Consider the following 18,661-nt stretch of genomic DNA (forward strand, 5'->3'; position numbering starts at 1 on the left):
GAGAGGATTAGGCAATCATTTAAGACAAATGGGATAACGGTCTTTTTTCATTTTATCGGATAATACGTGTATGTTTATTTTTCCCGCACCGGCAATCTCTATGCGCTTGTATCATGAAGTTTACGACCGTACATTAACGAAGAAATTAAAAGGAGAAATAAACTTGAAAAAAATATTAATACTGATATTTTCTTTGATGATGCTTTTCTCGCTGGCTGCCTGTGGAGGCAAAAATGGCGCTCAAACGGATAGCAACAGCATGAACACCTCGACCCAGGCGGGAAACAACTCGTCCAGCGGGACAGAACAGCCGGATGGTAAAGCGGGCAAAATTCTTGTGGCCTATTTCTCTCGAGTGGGAAGCACCTCCTTGAGCGAGGATGCAGATGCAGTCTCATCACAGGAAGCAGTGGGCGGCGATCTTTTACAGATTGAAACGGCCCAGCCTTATCCCGAAGAATACGACGCGGTGGTGGAACAGGCAATGTATAAGGTGAGAACATGAGCGATCCGTATGAACTAGAACGTATGCAGAATAAAATTGGGCAATTAGAGGATTTAATCTTATCTCAACTTGAAGAAATTATATCTTTGAGGCTCGAAAATACATCTCTTCGTGAGCAATTAGAAGACAGGAGTATTTCGAGCAAAGAGGAACGCTTGCTTCGAATGGCGAAAGCAATTCTCCAAGAATTTGAACATGACAAATTAAAATGAAAAGGGAGTGATAATAATGAAAAGGACATTAGCAGTAATTCTTTCTGTTTTTATGATTTTTGCTTTGGCGGCTTGTGGCAACAACGATACCCCCTCGGCTGACAACACTACTAAGCAGCCGCCAGCTTCTGATACTTCTACCCCCGAATCTCCAGATGAAAGCACGTCTGGGACAGAAGTAATCCCCACAGAAGGTCAAACAAACGGTAATATCCTGATTGCATATTTTACAATGCCAGAAAGCGATGGTGTGGATGCTGTGGCATCCGCGAGCCGTGTGGTCAAGGGCGGCGAAGTTTTAGGAAACACTCAGTTCATCGCTCAAGCGATCCAGAAAACTGTTGGCGGTGATCTGTTTGCGATTGAGACAGTGCAGGAATATCCGGGAGATCATGATAATCTGCTGGATTTTTCGGAAAGAGAAAAGGCTGAAAATGTCAGACCAGAGCTCTCCACCCATGTGGAAAAAATGGATGACTATGATGTGATTTTTCTTGGCTATCCGAACTGGTGGGGGGATATGCCCATGCCCCTCTATACATTCCTTGAAGAATATGATTTGAGCGGCAAGAAGATCATTCCTTTTGCTACCCATGACGGAAGCAGATTTTCCCGTACGATCCGTACCATTGAAGATCTTCAGCCGAATGCAACGGTAGTGAAGGATGGATTGACTGTTACCAGAAATAGCATTGTGGATGCAGAAGGCGATGTGAATGAGTGGGTTCAAAGCCTTGGCATAACGAAGTAGCAGAATCCGCAGATGTATGGTTGATTGAATGCGATAACCGGAAAGGAGGTGTACAGGATAAAACGAAAAACAATCGTGCGATTGGCTGTTGATACAATTATGACTGTGCTTTTCTTTATCATGATGGCTTATCAATTGACGGGCAACACTGTGCATGAAATACTCGGCATTTCCCTATTCGCCCTCTTTATCATTCATAACATACTGAATCTAAACTGGTATAAGGCCATTTATAAAGAAAAGTATACGGCTGTCCGTGTCATTCGTACCGCGGTTAACCTTTTGCTTCTGCTGTCCATGTTAGGCATGATGGTAACTGCGCTTGTAATCTCTAGGACAGTATTTTCCTTTATTGATATGATAGATATTCCATTTGCCCGGGAGTTACATTTTTTGTTCGCCTATTGGGGATTTATCCTTATGGCCATTCATCTTGGATTGCACTGGGTGATGATCATGGGGGCGGCACGGAAGATGGCAAAAAACTCCGAACGGACTAAAGCCTTTGCTATCGGCTTCCGGCTAGCCGGCATAATGATTGCTGTTTATGGGATATATGCTTTTTTCAAGAGACAAATCGGCTCCTATCTGATCTTGTATAATTCATATTCGTTCTGGGATTACGAAGAATTGGCTGTGTTCTATTTCATCGATTACCTCGCCATCATGGGACTATGCATCTGTATAACGCATTATGTTATCAAACGGATTCAGAAGACCCAAAAGGGAAGATTGGAGTCAAGGAGGAAACAGGATTGAAACAAGGCAGGAAATTTATAACATTGATTCTGAGTCTTGCGTTAATGATGGCACTTCTTGCGGCTTGCAGTGGAAACGGTACAGAGGAGCAATCATCTGCTGCGCCCAGCGATAGAGCATCTAGCGATAACACTCCTGCCGGGGCGGAAAGCAATCCTTCAAAAGAGGGGCAGTCTGATGGGAAAACAGGTAAAGTTCTTGTGGCCTATTTCACTCGAGTGGGAAGCACCTCCCCCAGCGAGGATGAAGATGCAGTCTCATCTGCAAGCTTGAGAGTCGGGGATACGAGATTGATTGGAAATACGGAAGTGATTGCAGATATGGTACAGGAAGCAGTGGGCGGCGATCTTTTGCAGATTGAAACGGCCCAGCCTTATCCCGAAGAATACGACGCGGTGGTGGAACAGGCGCGAAAAGAGAGAGATTCCGGGTACAAGCCTCCGCTGAGTACCAAGGTAGAGAACATGGATTCCTACGATGTCGTGTACCTTGGCTACCCCACCTGGGGTATGACCATCCCCGCTCCGGTTGCATCGTTTTTATCCGAATATGATTTTTCAGGAAAAACCATCGTGCCTTTTTGCACTAATGCCGGATATGGCCCTGGACAGAGCGTTTCCGCCATCAAAGAGCTTAGCCCGGGGGCAATCGTCCTTGATGGTTTTGACATCGTGGGTAGAGAAGCTGCAACTGCACAAGGCGCCGTGTCCGCATGGCTGCGTGAGATCGGGATGTTGGAGAAAAATTGATACCGGCACTTCGTTTGAAGGGAACCACGTAATCACCATTAATTTAAAGGGAGGATTCTATGAGTATGAAGTATCGAAAACTATTAGCCGCACTCTTGCTCTCAGCCAGCGTTATTGTGTCAGGCAGTGTAATGGCTGCCAAAAACGGCAAGCCCGGACCGCTGATCATCCAGGAGCAAGGCAGTTTCGCAGTCGGCGGAACAGTAATCAGTAATCCAGGCACCTTCGATCCAATTAAAAGGACTCCTGAGGGACAGACGCTCCACGGTGATCATGCTTCTGTATCCTATCAGATCCCGGTGAACGCTCGCAAACTTCCTCTCGTGTTCTTGCATGGCGCCGGGCAGTCCTCGAGGACTTGGGAAAGCACGCCGGACGGACGCGAGGGCTTTCAAAACATTTTTCTGCGACGCGGCTTCGGGGTCTACTTAATCGACCAGCCACGCCGCGGCGAAGCAGGACGCAGCACTGTGCCAGACACAATTACGGCTACGCCTGACGATCAGCTATGGTACGGTATGTTCCGCATCGGCAATTGGCCTGACTTCTACCCAGGCGTGCAGTTTCCACGGGACCCGGAATCCTTGAACCAGTACTTTCGTCAGATGACGCCCAACACGGGCCCCTACGATGCCGGTGTGATCTCGGACGCAGTTGCCGCGCTGTTTAACAAAGTCGGGCCAGGAATTCTCGTCACTCACTCACAAGGTGGAGGCCCGGGCTGGCTCACGGCTATCAAGAACCAAAATGTCCGCGCCGTCGTTGCCTATGAACCTGGCAGTGGATTTATTTTCCCGGAAGGCGAGGTGCCTCCACCGATGCCTAGCTCCGCTGGCACGCTTGAGGCGTCCAGCATACCTCTGTCCGATTTTATGCAGCTCACAAAGGTTCCGATTGTCATCTATTACGGTGACAACATTCCGGAGAAACCTTCGGTAAACCCGGCTCAAGACAATTGGCGTGTACGTCTGGCGATGGCGAGGCTTTGGGCAGACGCTGTGAACCGCCATGGCGGTGACGCCACCGTCGTGCATTTACCCGAAATTGGTATTCGCGGCAATACGCACTTTCCGTTCTCCGATCTGAACAATGTCGTAATCGCAGACCTCCTTTCCAAATTTCTTAAGGAGAAGGGATTGGATTTGAGGTAGATGTGTAGAAGTGTTTGAATAGTTATTTAGAAAGGGGACGTTCCTCAGCCATTATTCATGGCTTTTGGGACAGCCCCGTTTTTTTTACGACAGAAATTATTGTCATCTATGACACAAAGATCGCCTAACCCAATCACAACTGAATAGGGCTCATCGGGTGACCTCTTTCAAACCTTGAATAAGGAAAAAACTTTTGTTTCGTAAGTGAGAATGAGAGGATCGGGCAATCATTTAAGACGAATGAGATAACGGTTTTTTTTTCATTTGCCGCATAATAAGAGCATGGCCTCTAATAATAACAAGAGTTTTGGAAGGCTGCTCATTCATGAGTGAAAGCAGAATGAAGCAATTAAAGCAGTGATTTTATATCCAGTAATCAAGGAGGAAAACAAATGACACAGACCAATGATCAGGTATGGTTCATTACGGGAGCAAATAAGGGCCTGGGTGCAGCATTCGCCAAGGAAGCCTTGGGTAAAGGATACAAAGTCGTCGCCACGGCACGTAAAACGGAAGGGATGGAAAAAATTCTTGGCGACTCTCCGAACCTGTTGACTGTCAGCCTAGATATAACCAATGAGGAGCAGGTGCAGTCTTCGGTTAACGCCGCCCTGGATCGGTTCGGACGCATTGATGTACTGATAAACAACGCCGGATACAGTCAGCTCGGATTTTTTGAAGAAATGTCTGAAGGGCTGATCCGCCAGCAGATGGAAACCAATGTGTTCGGGACGATGAAGCTCACTCGAGCAGTGCTGCCTACCATGCGAAAGCAGGGTTCGGGCTGGATCATTGTCATCAGTTCCGCTTCGGGAGTCAGATCCGTTGAAGGCGGCTCCATATACAGCGCCTCCAAATTTGCCCTGGAAGGTTGGACCGAGGGGTTGAGCGTTGAACTTAAGCCGTTCGGTATCCGGTGTATGCTGGTTGAGCCGGGCCCGTTCCGTACCGATTTTCTCAATGAACAGACTTCCGTCAAGTATTCCGATATTGAAATCGGCGACTACAAACAGCGGCGTGAAGCGATGCGGGGCAGCTTTGTTTTGGCGGACCAAAAACAACCGGGTGATCCCGCAAAACTTTCCAAGGCGCTGATGATGGCGCTGGATGCTTCCAATCCGCCTTTGCGCCTGTTGGCCGGCAAGCGTACCGTAGAAACGATTGACCAGTATTTTCAGGGGCGGCTATCCGAGTATCAGGACTGGCGTGAAGTTTCTGCTAACACCGATTTTGATTAATCTTCAAGCATGAGAGTGTTTGAACGTCTAGCAGCGAGGAAGCGTGTGGAATTACATTGAATAATCGATCGGGGGAATTTTTGTAGTGCATAAAAAATGGAAATCGTGTCTTGCTGCAACGATTATGTTGGCTGCTCCATTAGCCCTCGGATGGAATCAGACCAAAGCATCTGGTTCAGACCTGACGGAGATTGTGCTGAGGGCAGGAAATCAGATCGTGAAAGTCAATGGTAAGGAAGAAGTGCTGGAAGCGGCGCCGGGATTGATAGGCAATACGACTTACGTTCCGCTCCGATTTATTGGGACTCAATTTGGAGCTGACGTTCAGTGGCTGCAGGAAGAGAAATCTGTCATCTACCAGACATCGGAAGTCAAAATCCAGTTGTGGACGAACCCAAAGCGGGCGATTGTGAACGGCAAGGAAATCACACTGGAGACGCCTCTCATTAACAAACAGGGCAGGACGATGGTGCCCTTGCGTTTTGTGAGCGAGAATCTGGGGGTGAAGGTCGCATTTGATCAGGCCACCAAGGAAGTGACGCTTACGAGCGGAGAAATAAGTAGCTCCTCCGTTTACGCAGACGGCGACTATACGGCGACCGGTAAATACGGAGGCCTCCCCTCATCCATAACCGTGACCGTTACTCTGGACGATGACGTCATTACCGCCGTCAAAGTCACTCCTCATGCAACGAACCCGACATCGCTCGACTTTCAGCGCAGCTTCGCCGACGCGGTCCCGGCTGTCGTCGTCGGGAAGCGCATCGACGAGGTGAAAGTAGGCCGCCTCGCAGGGTCCAGCGGTACCCCCGACGGGTTCAACGCTGCGATCGGGCAGATTAAGGAGCAGGCCCGTACAGGGCGGACAACCTCGAAGTGACGCTTCACAGCGGGCCGGAAGTTTCCACGATCGAGCTCGGTTGTATGGCGATGAGGCACGGATAGGGTCCGGCTTCGGACAAGAAGGAAATAATCTCACGGACCACTGAACGCACAGTGGTCCCTTGTATTCTTCAAGGATAATTGGGATTCAGGTTTGGAGGAAAGAATGAACAATAATTTGAAAATTTACATGCTGACCCTGGTCAGTTTCTTTGTTGGCACGTCACAATTCGCCGTTGTGGGCATGCTGGATAAAGTTGCTGCTTCCGTAGGCGTATCGGTATCGACCGCAGGGCAGCTTATTACCGTATTCGCGCTCGCTAATGCGATTGGCACGCCCGTTGTCATTATGGCGACGTCGAAGATGGATCAGCGCAAGCAGCTGCTTATGGCTCTCATCATTATATTACTCGGCATCGTCGCAACGCTCGCTCTGTCGGGCTTCGGCTTCCTGCTGGTTGCTCGTATCGTACTCGGGGTTGGAACGGGAATTTTCGTCGTCACGGCCTATTCCATAGCTGCGAAGCTGGCTCCTCCGGGACGTCAAGGCGGAGCGATGTCCAATGTCTCAATGGGCTTTAGCGCTTCCCTTGTCTTCGGCGTTCCCCTCGGCCGCATTGTCTCCGCGGCGTATAGTTGGAAGCTGATCTTCTGGGGGATCGGCCTCTTCAGCTTGCTGGCCATCTTCGCCGTCGCACGGATGATCCCGGTCATGGAAAGCGAAGCGTCCGTCCCTCTCGGCAAGCGGCTTGCCTTCTTAAAGAATCCGAAGATTGCGGCCACCCTTGTTGTAACGTTCTTGGTGTTTGCCAGTTATTCGGTAGTTGATACGTATATCACCCCCTTTCTGGCCACCGTTATGCCGACGATGGAACGGAACATGAGTTACATTCTTTCCGCTATGGGGATCGCAAGCGTGATCGGCTCCAAGTTAGGCGGCTTCTTGGCGGATCGAATCGGCACTGTCCGCACGCTCATCGGCTCCATGATCGTCCAAGTTCTCACCTTTGCGCTGCTTTCCGTCGTTTCTGAACCGGTGAACATCACTATCATGTTGTTAATACTCTGGGAGATCGCTATCTGGTCGTTCGGGCCGACCCAGAACTTCAACCTGGTCTCGATTGCTCCGGAAGCCTCCGGTATCGTGCTAAGTCTGAACAGTTCCTTCGTGCAGCTCGGCTTTGCAGCGGGTGCCGGCATAGGAGGAATCGTCGTGGGAGGCGTGTCCATAATGGCGACCACTTGGGTCGGTGCAGTCTCGGTATTGTTGGCGGTCGCCGTCGCGGTCGTCTCCTTAGGCCGTGCCCGTTCGTTATCGAGCTCCCGGCGATGAAGTTGAGATGGGAAAAACAATCAAAGGAGAATGAACATGAACTATTTTATTTTAAACAATGGTATGAAAATCCCGGTACTCGGATTTGGTGTATGGAATCTTAAGGATACTGAACAATGCAAAAGTATCTTGAATTCAGCAATACAAGCGGGATATCGTTTGATTGATACCGCATCAGCATATTTGAACGAGACGGCAGTTGGTGAGGCCATAAAGGAATCAGGCGTTAAAAGATATGAATTATTTGTTACGTCCAAGCTTTGGGTTCAGGATACTGGATATGAGAAAACAAAAGAAGCGTTTGAACGAACACTACAGCGTTTAGGGCTGGATTATCTTGATATGTATCTTATTCACTGGCCTTATGGCGACATTGCCGGAAGCTGGAAAGCGATGGAGGAACTTTATCACGAAGGAAAAATTAAAGCCATCGGTGTTAGTAATTTTTCAATTGGAGAAATGCAGAACCTTCTTGAAATCGCTAGCGTAAAGCCGGTAGTCAATCAGGTGGAATGCCATCCATTATTTCAGCAAAAAGAACTTCGTGCCTTCCTGAAGGAGAACGAAATCTATCTTGACGCGTGGTTTCCGCTTGGAAGCGGGAATAAGGATTTGCTTGAACACCCGCAGCTAAAACCAATCGCTGACAAGTACGGCAAAGAAAATGCACAGATCATCCTGAGATGGCACATGCAGGAAGGTGCGATTGCTCTACCAAAGTCAACTAAACCGGAACGCATTGCAAGCAATTTTGCCATTTGGGATTTTGAACTGACGGAACAGGAAATGAACGTCATCCGCAGTATCGACACAAACAAGAGGCTTTCCAATAACCCTGAAGATGAAGAAGTCAAAAAGAAAATCACAAGCTGGGTATTGGACATATGAATCATGCTGACCCCAACCCAGCCATGAACACCAATGACTATAAGGCCAACTCTGCGGAGGACGGCACCGACCGGTTCGTGTTCACGTTCAAGGCCATTGGAACTGGGTGGGAGATCGAGACCCGCGAGCCGCTCAGCCGCCGGTTGCAGCAGCGCATTCTGAAGCGGATCGAACAATTCGACTCGACGTATTCGCGGTTCCGCCAGGACTCTCTCGTATCTCGGGTCGCCGCCGCCCCTGACGGAGGCTGCTTCGACTTCCCGGACGACTCGGTTGCCCTCTTCGATCTTTATGATCGGCTCTACACGGCTACCGGGGGTGCCGTGGACCCGCTCGTTGGCCGTGACCTCGAACATCTCGGCTACGATCGGACGTACTCACTTACACCCGTGTCCGACCTTGTCCGAGCTCAGGCGAACGCCGGGGGGAAGGCGTCCTGGACGAAGGACGTCATACGGGACGGCACATCGCTTATCACGCGGCGTCCACTCGTGATTGACGTCGGAGCGGCGGGGAAAGGCTACCTCGTGGACATTGTCTCTGAGATTCTTCACGAGGCCGGATTCACCGAGTTCGTTGTCGACGGCAGCGGAGACCTCCGCCATTCGGGTGAATCCAGCATCCAGGTCGGGCTTGAGCACCCGTTCGATCCGAGTCTGGTGATCGGCGTGGTCAACCTGAACAATCAAGCCCTGTGCGCATCTGCAGTCAACAGACGCGCCTGGGGCGACGGGCTGCACCATGTGCTCGACGCCCGGACGGGCGTCCCGGTGAGCGATGTTGTCGCGACTTGGGTTGTTGCGGACGAAGCCGCGACCGCCGATGGACTGGCGACGGCTCTCTTCTTCACAAGGGGGGACCATCTGGCGGAGGTCTTCCGATTCTCGTACGTGCGGATGTATGCCGATGGCCGCGCTGAGATCTCGCAGAACTTCGACGGCGAGCTCTTTACGTGAGGAGCGTAACCCGCAGCAACGCATACCTGTAAGGGACACAGCTTCCAGCAGACTTATGGCTTGCTGCAGCCCATATGACTTCCAAAAAAATCGGCGATCTGCACCGGTGGAATACCGGGAGCATATCGCCGATAACATTTTACTGTCTTTTCACAGGGATTGACTAAACGCCGCTCAGAGTGAGGCCACTGAAAAAGTCATCCAGTTATAGAAAGAGACAGTTTCTCAATAATTTGAAGAAGCTGTCTCTTTTTTCGGTATACTGAAAGCATCAAATTAAAGGCTGGTGGTCCTGATGCTTCCGAAACAGCAGAGCTAATCTTAAGTCCCTATATTGAACTCTACAACATCTTGGTTCCTCAAGATCACATGTTGCGGAAAATGGACGAACTGGTGGACTTTAGCTTTGTCTACGAGGAGCTTCAGGAGAGCTATTGCCACGACAACGGACGCACTGCGCAGGACCCGGTCCAGATGTTTAAGTATTTGCTACTCAAATCTATGTTTGACTTGTCTGATGTCGATTTAGTCGAGCGTTCGAAAACGGATTTGGCGTTCAAGTTCTTTCTGCATATGGCCCTCGAGGAAGAAGTGATCGAGCCCAGCCTGCTTACCAAGTTCCGCAAATTACGGCTCAAAGACATGAAGCTGCTGGATCTGCTCATCGGAAAAACGGTGAAAATTGCTATGGAAAAAGGCGTCATCCGCAGCAGATCGATCCATCATTGTGGATGCCACCCACACGAAGGCTCGCTATACCCAAAAGACGCCGCAAGAGGTATGCGGGAGCGCTCCAAAATACTGAGAAAAGCGATCTATACCATGGATAAGTCGATGAAAAACGTCTTTTCGTGCAAACCGGTCACGAATGTCATTCAGGATGAAATTCGTTATTGCGAGCAGTTGATCGCGGTGGTTGAAGAGGACGGACATTTTACCGAATTGCCCAAGGTGAGGGAACCGCTCAACCTGCTTTCACCGTCTCCACTGTCATCCCCGCCGCTTTGCTTTTTTCTATCAACGTCTTTAGCTGCTTGCCGTCGGGTTGTTCGCCGGTGGTAATCGTGGCGGTCGTAATGATTCGCTCATCGCTCATCGCAATATGAGTCTTGTACCCGAAAAAAGAGGAGTCTGCACTTTTGTGGCCGACTTTGGCATCCGGATCCACGGAAGTTTGCAAATGCTCCAGGTCATCGGTAATGGTTTCTTTTGGCGATACCGCCCACTCGGAGAAAGACAATCTGGCGTATAGCGAACGAAATGAAATCGAACTCGTATCCAAACTAAATCCGCTCATTACCCAAGGCAACCGGAAGAAAGAAGACGAATTTGAGTTTAACAAAGATGCGGGGATGTATGTCTGCAAGGCCGGACATCTGGCGACGCGCCGGGCGCGGCAAGGAAAGAAAGGGAAGGGCAAAAACCAGGTGGATTGCTATATCTGCCCAAACAACGAAGTATTAAAGTATTCCACTACCAATCGTGAAGGCTATAGAGAGTACAAGAGTAACCCAGATAAATGTAAGGATTGTCCATACCTGAGTCATTGCACAGAAAGCAAAAACCATATAAAGCTTGTTGTTCGCCATGTTTGGGAAGAATACATTGAAAAAGCTGAGGATATACGACATACAACAGGTAGCAAAGAGCTTTATGCTCTCCGTAGTCAAACCATTGAACGGGTTTTTGCGGATGCCAAAGAGCTTCATGGCATGCGTTATGCAAAACACAGAGGTTTAGCCAGAGTAAAGATGGAACTAAACTTCTTATTTGCGTGTATGAATTTAAAGAAACTGGCAAATAGGTTGTGGAAGAACGGGCTAACCCCTTCGCTTTTGCAGCTATTTTCATTAATTCTTGAGATTTAAGGGAGAATATGTTATAAAATTCAAATGGCTTCTTGATTTTGAGTGAATTAAGAAGCCATAAGTCGACAATCTGAACCCCCAGTTCGACGAGGCCACTGAAAAACTGTTCAATTTGAAGATTCAGAAGATTATAGGGGGACAACTTCCAGCACTTTTTGAATGCGGCTGACTTCTCGGGGACGCTCTTCAATAAGGCTTCGGCGGTACCGAATCAATTCTCTTAGTTCGCGTTGTTCTCGTTTTGGGATAAAGCTACCTTTTAAGAGACCGTGGCGTAGCAAACCGGCAATCCATTCCGCATCTTTGACATCGGTTTTGCGGCCAGGAACGTTCTTGATATGTTGGGCGTTCACCTCAAGGGTTTCGATATCTTCGAGCTCTAGGAGATTGTAAATGGGCTTCCAGTAGACTCCCGTACTCTCCATTGCAACGTGAGAATACCTTTTGTCTTTGATCCAATCGGCGACTCATTTCCCGGGGATCTGATGGGCGAATATTAAGCCGATCATCGTCCAGAAGCATCAGAAGAATGTGACCGGAATCAAAGATTGATTATTTCCTTCTACTCCAAACCTTAGTAATCATATTTAAAAATAACCTGATCTTTTGAATCTCGTCCTTCAATGTTCCTAATTTTCATTTCTCCACCTATTACAACATCTAAAAATGTTTTGTTGTCAGACTTCAATCTAACTGAATTAGTAAAATCATTAAAATCTTCTTGATAATTTAACCTTACTTCTGATATAGACTTGTCGTTTATAAATCCAAAAAACGCTTTAAAGTTCCTCTTTCCATCTGACATTTTACTAGATAAATTAATTACACTAAAAGGTTTGCTTTCATCGATGGGATAAAGATCAATGAATTGCAACACGTATTGATCCTCTTTCCAGTCAGCATAAATAACTCCAATTGCATTATTTTTGTCGGTAATATAAAAAGTAGAAAAAATAGAATTACTATTATAATATGGATAATCAAGATTGATATACTTACTATCAATATTTTTATTAAGTCTTTTCTCAATCCCATCCTTGACTAATTTTTTAAGATCCGTAGCGCTCACAGCGTAATTTTCTGCTTTATATACCGTTCCTTTACCACTTCCTTGGAAGTTGATATTTTGATTCGAGGAACTATTATCTTTAAATAGGCCACAACTTGAAAGCAAAACTAGCACGGTTAATATTACAAAGTACTTAATAATATTTGTTTTCATTTATTTTACTCCTTAAACAGTTGATCTAATTCTAAGATGCGAACAAGCCTATCGGTATTTTTCCAATGCGCCATGTATGTTTCTGTATGTTCATAAAGATATTTAGTTATCTCAGAGCTTGGTAAATTTGGATACATAGCCTTAGTTAAGGCAACGATAGATGTTATAAAAGGAACCGCAACAGACGATCCTGAGTAAGAACTAATTTGATTTTCACCTTCTCCTATAGATAGAATATCTTCTCCAGGGAAGAACAAGTCAATATTTTTATTAAAGGTCGAATAACTCGATATATTATAATGATTATCTAATGAACCAACTGAGATTATTCCAGGAATTTTGTATGAAGCCGGATATAATTCTTGCTCTAACCCCGAGTTTCCAGCTGAAGCAACAAATACAATATTTTGGGAGATGGCATACTCTATAGTATCTTTTAATTCTTGATTATACTTTTTTGTGCTTACCGATAAACTAATAACATCGACATCTTTTTTAAGCATTGCTTTTATGCCATTGATTAATTTTTCCGCGGTAAAATTTTCCTCAAGGTTGTACGAATACATTTGTATACCGGGAATTAATCCTTTATATTTGTTTGCCTTCGTCGGTTTAGCACCAATTATTGCAGAGACAATTGAACCATGCCCAATTTCTTCACTCCATGAGTTGGATAAATTAATTATATTAAGGTTTGGATGTTTCGTAATCCCAACATCAATAATTCCTATCTTAATTTTTTTTATTTTTTTTGATTTTATCGGTATAATTAAATAATTGGTCCCGAGCATTTTAAGTTGTGACCCGTTATAGTCGCTCGTTAATACAAACGTCTTTTCTTGTGGGAATGCTATAGTAATTAAACACATCACGATTAATAATAAAGTAATTCTCATTTCTTACCCCTTGTTAAATAGAGAAGGAAGCAAAAGTGCTCCCTTCTCATTACAGTTATTTGAAGTAAGCTTCCCAGAAAAGTACCACTGCGGCTCCACATACTTCAATAATAGCGTATTCGTTCCAGGAGTCACCTCCGCTAACACTGAAGTTTAGTGCAATACCATAAAAACCAATCTCCCCACCTACTGACGAGCTTATGGTAAATCTTGCAGCAGTATATCCTTGGATATAATCATCACCAGTAGCTGATTCTCCTTGATGTGTAGCAGAGTCAGTGACAGTAATAAAACCACTACTAGATGAAGCACCTTGACTATTTATGTAGTGTACTGACCACTTCTGATGATCCGTATAACCGTTATTCTTAATTTGATAGGTAAATGTGTTATTTACCTTTGCCCAATACGAACTACTTTGAAATTTAATGTCGTTAGTATTGTAATAGTATCCAGATGATGTCAGATTTTCTTCTCGATACATATCATCCTCACCAAATGCACCACTCCAAGGTCCAGGATACCAAGTATCTGTAGTATAGCTTTCATCAGTTTCTGGTTTAATTTTAACAACTTCGCCTGTTCTTGTAACAGAACTACCGTCGGGGTATTTTATCGTGGCTTTATTTAAACTAGCTATTGACTTGTTACTTTTTTGAAGCTCTTGCATGTCTTTTGTTCCTCTTGCAATAACAGAACTATGTTCAAAAATGGTTTTTATTGCTCTTTCATCTAAGTTTAATGCCTTACTTCTGATTTCAAACATATTAAAATTTGTATCTTCATCACTATAAGATGAAATTTCATCGAAATTAATTTTTTTACTCTCTTTCTCTAATTTTGCTGCAAGGATATCTAATTTTGCGTAATAATCGGCATCTTCAGAATTAACTCCTTCGTTTACCATTTCATCAATAAGTTCTTGTTTTGACTTATTATTGTGACCCTTATCCAAGTTATAGTCAATTTTCAAACTTTGAATTGCAGTCTTATCATTTTGAGGAATACTATCTGAGGCATACGCACTCATGGAAAGGGAAGTAACTAGTGTAAATACAATTGGAATACTAATGATTTTTTTGAACATTTTTCCTCCTAATGTCATAAATTAATAATTGGCCAATTATTAAACTTAGAATCTTAAGGATCCGTTAAGGTCTTGTTAATATAACACTAATATTCAATAATTGGAATATATAAGTAAATATTATTTATCTTTTCACTAAATGGACAATTAATTCCATAATTTAAAAAATGATTCCATCACGAATCTTACTCTGGAGTATATACTGTAACTGCACGCGATAGAATAATAGAGTATTACGCTATCGATTGACAAAAGCATGTGAAAAGGGGGCTAGCAATCCTATTAGAGTTTAAAGCGTGTCTGCAAACCTACTTTAACCACAGCAAAATAGAGGCCAGCGATAAAAAGGCCATGAAGGTGCAAGCCAACTTGTCATAACGAGTGGCCAAGAGCACTTGGTGACAAACGCCAGCGATATGCCAGAGGCAAATCGGGTAGGTACTTGCTTTTCAGGAACCCTAGTACGCTGGCAAGTCGCGACACGGGGCTCCGGTTCGCTCAATCCACATTGAGATATTTAAAACAAAGAACCGGAGCGGCTTCTTGGAACGCTCTCTTTGCGACACTAAATAGTTTCCATTTGTGATTATTGAAAATGATTCGGTTTTCTTGGAGCTTCTGTATGCCGATGAAAATGGAAAGAGCAAGCGGTTGTTTCATGGCACAATCCTCAAGCTCCATGTCAAGGTGGAGCACAACGTATACTGGCTGGAAGCGGAGGCCATATCCCATACGCATGCGATGGACCTCAAGCCGGAGACGTGGTCTTACCAGAATCATTCGATGCCTATCGTCGATTTAATGCAGAAGATCAGTGGTTACTACCCGAAAGTGCAAATCTTTAATACGTTTGATGAAGATAAACAGATGGGTGCTTATACGCTGCAATATCAGGAGACGGACTGGCAGTTTCTAAAGAGGCTAGCTTCCCGTTATCATGCGGTACTAGTTCCTGTATCAACGGAAGACAGCGTACGCGTGTACTTGGGCATTCCGGATCACCGGGACGCAGGCGAGCTCGAAGCTACACACTACCGGATGTATAAGGATATGCTGGCCTACAAGAAAGAGGCGGCTGCCGGAAAGAGCGGGCTTAGTGAACAGGATTATATTTGTCACGAAGTGATGCTGCACGATCAGGTGCTTGAACTTGGAGACAAGGTAACCTTCAAGGGCCAGCAGCTTCATGTTTTCGAGGTGCGGACTGAAATGAAGCAGGGTCTGCTCACTCATCATTATACCCTCGGTTTGAAAAGGGCCACTGAAAAAGTCATCCAGTTATAGAAAGAGACAGTTTCTCAATAATTTGAAGAAGCTGTCTCTTTTTTCGGTATACTGAAAGCATCAAATTAAAGGCTGGTGGTCCTGATGCTTCCGAAACAGCAGAGCTAATCTTAAGTCCCTATATTGAACTCTACAACATCTTGGTTCCTCAAGATCACATGTTGCGGAAAATGGACGAACTGGTGGACTTTAGCTTTGTCTACGAGGAGCTTCAGGAGAGCTATTGCCACGACAACGGACGCACTGCGCAGGACCCGGTCCAGATGTTTAAGTATTTGCTACTCAAATCTATGTTTGACTTGTCTGATGTCGATTTAGTCGAGCGTTCGAAAACGGATTTGGCGTTCAAGTTCTTTCTGCATATGGCCCTCGAGGAAGAAGTGATCGAGCCCAGCCTGCTTACCAAGTTCCGCAAATTACGGCTCAAAGACATGAAGCTGCTGGATCTGCTCATCGGAAAAACGGTGAAAATTGCTATGGAAAAAGGCGTCATCCGCAGCAGATCGATCCATCATTGTGGACGCCACCCACACGAAGGCTCGCTATACCCAAAAGACGCCGCAAGAGGTATGCGGGAGCGCTCCAAAATACTGAGAAAAGCGATCTATACCATGGATAAGTCGATGAAAAACGTCTTTTCGTGCAAACCGGTCACGAATGTCATTCAGGATGAAATTCGTTATTGCGAGCAGTTGATCGCGGTGGTTGAAGAGGACGGACGTTTTACCGAATTGCCCAAGGTGAGGGAACCGCTCAACCTGCTAAAAGAAACCATTACCGATGACCTGGAGCATTTGCAAACTTCCGTGGATCCGGATGCCAAAGTCGGCCACAAAAGTGCAGACTCCTCTTTTTTCGGGTACAAGACTCATATTGCGATGAGCGATGAGCGAATCATTACAGCCGCCACGATTACCACCGGCGAACAACCCGACGGCAAGCAGCTAAAGACGTTGATAGAAAAAAGCAAAGCGGCGGGGATGACAGTGGAGACGGTGATTGGCGATACCGCCCACTCGGAGAAAGACAATCTGGCGTATAGCGAACGAAATGAAATCGAACTCGTATCCAAACTAAATCCGCTCATTACCCAAGGCAACCGGAAGAAAGAAGACGAATTTGAGTTTAACAAAGATGCGGGGATGTATGTCTGCAAGGCCGGACATCTGGCGACGCGCCGGGCGCGGCAAGGAAAGAAAGGGAAGGGCAAAAACCAGGTGGACACGTATTATTTCGATGTGAACAAATGTAAGATTTGTCCGCTTCGGGAAGGGTGCTACAAGGAAGGGGCAAAAAGCAAGACCTATTCGGTCAGCCTAAAGAGTGATGAGCATCTGACACAGGCTGTGTTTCAGGAAAGCGAAGCGTTTAAGGCCAAGGCTAAAGAACGGTACAAAATTGAAGCCAAGAACAGTGAGCTTAAGCGTAGACACGGGTATGATGTTGCATCCTCCTCGGGTCTGGTTGGTATGGAAATACAAGGAGCGATGGCGATCTTTGTAGTGAACCTGAAACGAATCTTGAAGCTGCTGGAGCAGTAAGCCTCATCTCCTCCTGTGACAGCAGCAAAAAGACGACATTTCATTCGGAAATACGTGAATGAATGTCGTCTTTTTTGATGGGTTCTCTTTCAGCTCTGTATAAAATCCAGGTTTTTCAGTGGCCTCCTCAGAGTCCGGTCCGTTTTTCCAGTTCCTCCGTATACCGCGCACCCACCAAAGTAATCTTCGAGGCTGCGGAATGGATATCACGCAAGTCTTCAGGCGTCAGTTCAATGTTAGCCGCTCCTAAGTTTTCTTCCAGACGATTCAACTTCCGCGTACCCGGGATCGGAACAATCCAAGGTTTCTGAGCAAGCAGCCAAGCGAGTGCAATTTGAGCAGGAGTCGCATTCTTCTGTTTCGCTACCTCTTTAAGTAAATCCACCAACACCTGATTTGCTTCAAGAGCCTCCGGTGTAAACCGGGGAAGAATGCTGCGTATATCGCTGCTCTCAAATGCTGTACTTGTATTTAAGCTTCCCGTCAGGTATCCCTTGCCCAAAGGACTGAACGGAACAAAGCCGATGCCGAGCTCCTCCAGGGTAGGCAGTAGCTCCTCTTCGGGACGTCTCCACCATAGGGAGTATTCGCTCTGGACGGCGGTTAGCGGCTGGACTGTGTGCGCACGGCGAATCGTCTTCACCCCTGCTTCAGAAAGCCCCCAATGCTTAACCTTGCCTTCCTGAATTAGATCTTGCACTGCTCCGGCTACTTCCTCGATGGGTACATCCGGATCAACCCGATGCTGGTAGTACAGGTCAATGGCGTCGATTTTTAGTCGTTTAAGCGATTCCTCGGCAACTTTCTTAATATGCTCAGGCCGGCTGTTCATCCCAGTCTGTTTTCCATCTTGAAAATTAAAGCCGAACTTCGTAGCAATCACTACTTGATTCCGAAAGGGAAGGAGGGCTTCTCCTACGAGTTCTTCGTTTGTGTAAGGGCCGTAGACTTCGGCGGTATCAAAGAAAGTGACGCCGCGTTCAACGGCATCTCGAATGACCGAAATCATTTCCTGCTTGTCCGCAGCCGGACCCAAACCGAAGCTCATCCCCATGCAGCCAAGCCCGATGGCGGAGACTTCCAGGCCACTTTTTCCTAACTTGCGCTTTTGCATGATTCATCTTCCCTTCTTGTCAGTTTTATGTAAAAACCTTGGCATCCTTATTATGTAACAAGTGGAAAAGAAACCGTTATCCTATTCGTCTCAAATGATTGCCTAATCCTCTCACGACCACTTATGTGGCCGACAAATATGCATTACAATGGAACGATCAAGGATGAAGGGCTTTCAAAGGACGACGAGTTCGGAAGGCTCTAAGGAGGAATGAAAGCTGTATAC

16 protein-coding genes and 5 pseudogenes are annotated in these 18,661 nt (G+C 46.3%); 15 read left to right on the forward strand and 6 right to left on the reverse strand.

Features of this window, described 5'->3' with window-relative positions; genetic code table 11:
- Positions 1-70: 70 nt before the first annotated feature.
- The 12 genes and pseudogenes from KP014_RS05755 to KP014_RS05810 all read left to right on the forward strand — a co-directional run.
- Positions 71-505, forward strand: coding sequence for an NADPH-dependent FMN reductase family protein (locus tag KP014_RS05755; RefSeq protein WP_139210626.1), 435 nt, complete (start codon positions 71-73; stop codon positions 503-505).
- The gene (locus tag KP014_RS05760; RefSeq protein ID WP_036596205.1) at positions 502-717 is read left to right on the forward strand and encodes a hypothetical protein; all 216 of its coding nucleotides are present in this window, start codon (positions 502-504) and stop codon (positions 715-717) included. The genes KP014_RS05755 and KP014_RS05760 overlap by 4 nt, the downstream gene beginning before the upstream one ends.
- Positions 718-733: 16 nt before the next feature.
- Positions 734-1,468, forward strand: a complete 735-nt coding sequence (locus KP014_RS05765) for a flavodoxin (RefSeq protein ID WP_036596207.1) — start codon at positions 734-736, stop codon at positions 1,466-1,468.
- Between the two features lie 99 nt (positions 1,469-1,567).
- The gene (locus KP014_RS05770) at positions 1,568-2,227 is read left to right on the forward strand and encodes a DUF4405 domain-containing protein (RefSeq protein ID WP_216700461.1); all 660 of its coding nucleotides are present in this window, start codon (positions 1,568-1,570) and stop codon (positions 2,225-2,227) included.
- Complete coding sequence (locus tag KP014_RS05775; RefSeq protein WP_175491903.1) at positions 2,224-2,976, forward strand: flavodoxin; 753 nt, start codon at positions 2,224-2,226, stop codon at positions 2,974-2,976. The genes KP014_RS05770 and KP014_RS05775 overlap by 4 nt, the downstream gene beginning before the upstream one ends.
- A 65-nt stretch (positions 2,977-3,041) precedes the next feature.
- Positions 3,042-4,127 carry an alpha/beta hydrolase gene (locus KP014_RS05780; RefSeq protein WP_036592619.1) on the forward strand — a complete coding sequence of 362 codons (1,086 nt, stop codon included), beginning with the start codon at positions 3,042-3,044 and terminating at the stop codon, positions 4,125-4,127.
- 392 nt (positions 4,128-4,519) lie between these two features.
- Positions 4,520-5,365 carry an SDR family oxidoreductase gene (locus KP014_RS05785; RefSeq protein ID WP_036592614.1) on the forward strand — a complete coding sequence of 282 codons (846 nt, stop codon included), beginning with the start codon at positions 4,520-4,522 and terminating at the stop codon, positions 5,363-5,365.
- A gap of 85 nt (positions 5,366-5,450) precedes the next feature.
- Positions 5,451-6,245, forward strand: a complete 795-nt coding sequence (locus KP014_RS05790) for a stalk domain-containing protein (protein WP_175491902.1) — start codon at positions 5,451-5,453, stop codon at positions 6,243-6,245.
- 168 nt (positions 6,246-6,413) lie between these two features.
- Entirely contained in the window at positions 6,414-7,580 is a 1,167-nt protein-coding gene (locus KP014_RS05795; RefSeq protein ID WP_036592613.1) for an MFS transporter, read from the forward strand.
- A gap of 36 nt (positions 7,581-7,616) precedes the next feature.
- Entirely contained in the window at positions 7,617-8,468 is an 852-nt protein-coding gene (locus tag KP014_RS05800) for an aldo/keto reductase (protein ID WP_036592612.1), read from the forward strand.
- Positions 8,469-8,491: 23 nt separating this feature from the next.
- Positions 8,492-9,424, forward strand: a complete 933-nt coding sequence (locus KP014_RS05805; RefSeq protein WP_051499726.1) for an FAD:protein FMN transferase — start codon at positions 8,492-8,494, stop codon at positions 9,422-9,424.
- A gap of 270 nt (positions 9,425-9,694) precedes the next feature.
- A pseudogene (locus tag KP014_RS05810) lies at positions 9,695-10,408 on the forward strand (transposase); the annotation flags it as partial.
- Here the strand turns inward: KP014_RS05810 and KP014_RS05815 are convergent.
- Positions 10,401-10,634, reverse strand: a pseudogene (locus KP014_RS05815) (transposase); the annotation flags it as partial. The pseudogenes KP014_RS05810 and KP014_RS05815 overlap by 8 nt on opposite strands.
- Positions 10,635-10,854: 220 nt before the next feature.
- On the opposite strand from KP014_RS05815, the pseudogene KP014_RS29330 reads away from it, so the two are divergent.
- Positions 10,855-11,247: pseudogene (locus KP014_RS29330) on the forward strand (transposase); the annotation flags it as partial.
- A 188-nt stretch (positions 11,248-11,435) separates the two neighbouring features.
- On the opposite strand, the pseudogene KP014_RS05825 reads toward KP014_RS29330, so the two are convergent.
- From KP014_RS05825 to KP014_RS05840, 4 genes and pseudogenes are all read right to left on the reverse strand, one after another.
- Positions 11,436-11,759: pseudogene (locus KP014_RS05825) on the reverse strand (IS110 family transposase); the annotation flags it as partial.
- Positions 11,760-11,866: 107 nt separating this feature from the next.
- Entirely contained in the window at positions 11,867-12,514 is a 648-nt protein-coding gene (locus tag KP014_RS05830) for a hypothetical protein (RefSeq protein ID WP_036592354.1), read from the reverse strand.
- A gap of 5 nt (positions 12,515-12,519) precedes the next feature.
- Entirely contained in the window at positions 12,520-13,410 is an 891-nt protein-coding gene (locus tag KP014_RS05835; protein ID WP_036592355.1) for a S8 family peptidase, read from the reverse strand.
- A gap of 55 nt (positions 13,411-13,465) precedes the next feature.
- A complete protein-coding gene (locus KP014_RS05840) occupies positions 13,466-14,497 on the reverse strand; it encodes a hypothetical protein (RefSeq protein ID WP_036592356.1) in 1,032 nt (343 codons plus the stop codon).
- Between the two features lie 582 nt (positions 14,498-15,079).
- On the opposite strand from KP014_RS05840, the gene KP014_RS05845 reads away from it, so the two are divergent.
- Both KP014_RS05845 and KP014_RS05850 read left to right on the forward strand, forming a co-directional pair.
- A complete protein-coding gene (locus KP014_RS05845; protein ID WP_051499707.1) occupies positions 15,080-15,781 on the forward strand; it encodes a contractile injection system protein, VgrG/Pvc8 family in 702 nt (233 codons plus the stop codon).
- Positions 15,782-15,865: 84 nt separating this feature from the next.
- A pseudogene (locus tag KP014_RS05850) lies at positions 15,866-17,322 on the forward strand (IS1182 family transposase).
- A 127-nt stretch (positions 17,323-17,449) separates the two neighbouring features.
- Here the strand turns inward: KP014_RS05850 and KP014_RS05855 are convergent.
- Positions 17,450-18,436 carry an aldo/keto reductase gene (locus KP014_RS05855; RefSeq protein ID WP_036592786.1) on the reverse strand — a complete coding sequence of 329 codons (987 nt, stop codon included), beginning with the start codon at positions 18,434-18,436 and terminating at the stop codon, positions 17,450-17,452.
- Positions 18,437-18,661: the final 225 nt, after the last annotated feature.

The organism is Paenibacillus sophorae (genome assembly GCF_018966525.1).
GTDB lineage: Bacteria > Bacillota > Bacilli > Paenibacillales > Paenibacillaceae > Paenibacillus_AQ > Paenibacillus_AQ sophorae.

What these genes read in the sequence shown, in the direction of transcription:
- KP014_RS05765 (WP_036596207.1), top strand. Translation starts at nt 734, where the DNA reads ATGAAAAGGACATTAGCAGTAATTCTTTCTGTTTTTATGATTTTTGCT.
- KP014_RS05800 (WP_036592612.1), top strand. Translation starts at nt 7,617, where the DNA reads ATGAACTATTTTATTTTAAACAATGGTATGAAAATCCCGGTACTCGGA.
- KP014_RS05760 (WP_036596205.1), top strand. Translation starts at nt 502, where the DNA reads ATGAGCGATCCGTATGAACTAGAACGTATGCAGAATAAAATTGGGCAA.
- KP014_RS05855 (WP_036592786.1), bottom strand. Translation starts at nt 18,436, where the DNA reads ATGCAAAAGCGCAAGTTAGGAAAAAGTGGCCTGGAAGTCTCCGCCATC.
- KP014_RS05780 (WP_036592619.1), top strand. Translation starts at nt 3,042, where the DNA reads ATGAAGTATCGAAAACTATTAGCCGCACTCTTGCTCTCAGCCAGCGTT.
- KP014_RS05770 (WP_216700461.1), top strand. Translation starts at nt 1,568, where the DNA reads ATGACTGTGCTTTTCTTTATCATGATGGCTTATCAATTGACGGGCAAC.
- KP014_RS05805 (WP_051499726.1), top strand. Translation starts at nt 8,492, where the DNA reads ATGAACACCAATGACTATAAGGCCAACTCTGCGGAGGACGGCACCGAC.
- KP014_RS05835 (WP_036592355.1), bottom strand. Translation starts at nt 13,410, where the DNA reads ATGAGAATTACTTTATTATTAATCGTGATGTGTTTAATTACTATAGCA.
- KP014_RS05795 (WP_036592613.1), top strand. Translation starts at nt 6,414, where the DNA reads ATGAACAATAATTTGAAAATTTACATGCTGACCCTGGTCAGTTTCTTT.
- KP014_RS05840 (WP_036592356.1), bottom strand. Translation starts at nt 14,497, where the DNA reads ATGTTCAAAAAAATCATTAGTATTCCAATTGTATTTACACTAGTTACT.
- KP014_RS05755 (WP_139210626.1), top strand. Translation starts at nt 71, where the DNA reads ATGTTTATTTTTCCCGCACCGGCAATCTCTATGCGCTTGTATCATGAA.
- KP014_RS05830 (WP_036592354.1), bottom strand. Translation starts at nt 12,514, where the DNA reads ATGAAAACAAATATTATTAAGTACTTTGTAATATTAACCGTGCTAGTT.
- KP014_RS05785 (WP_036592614.1), top strand. Translation starts at nt 4,520, where the DNA reads ATGACACAGACCAATGATCAGGTATGGTTCATTACGGGAGCAAATAAG.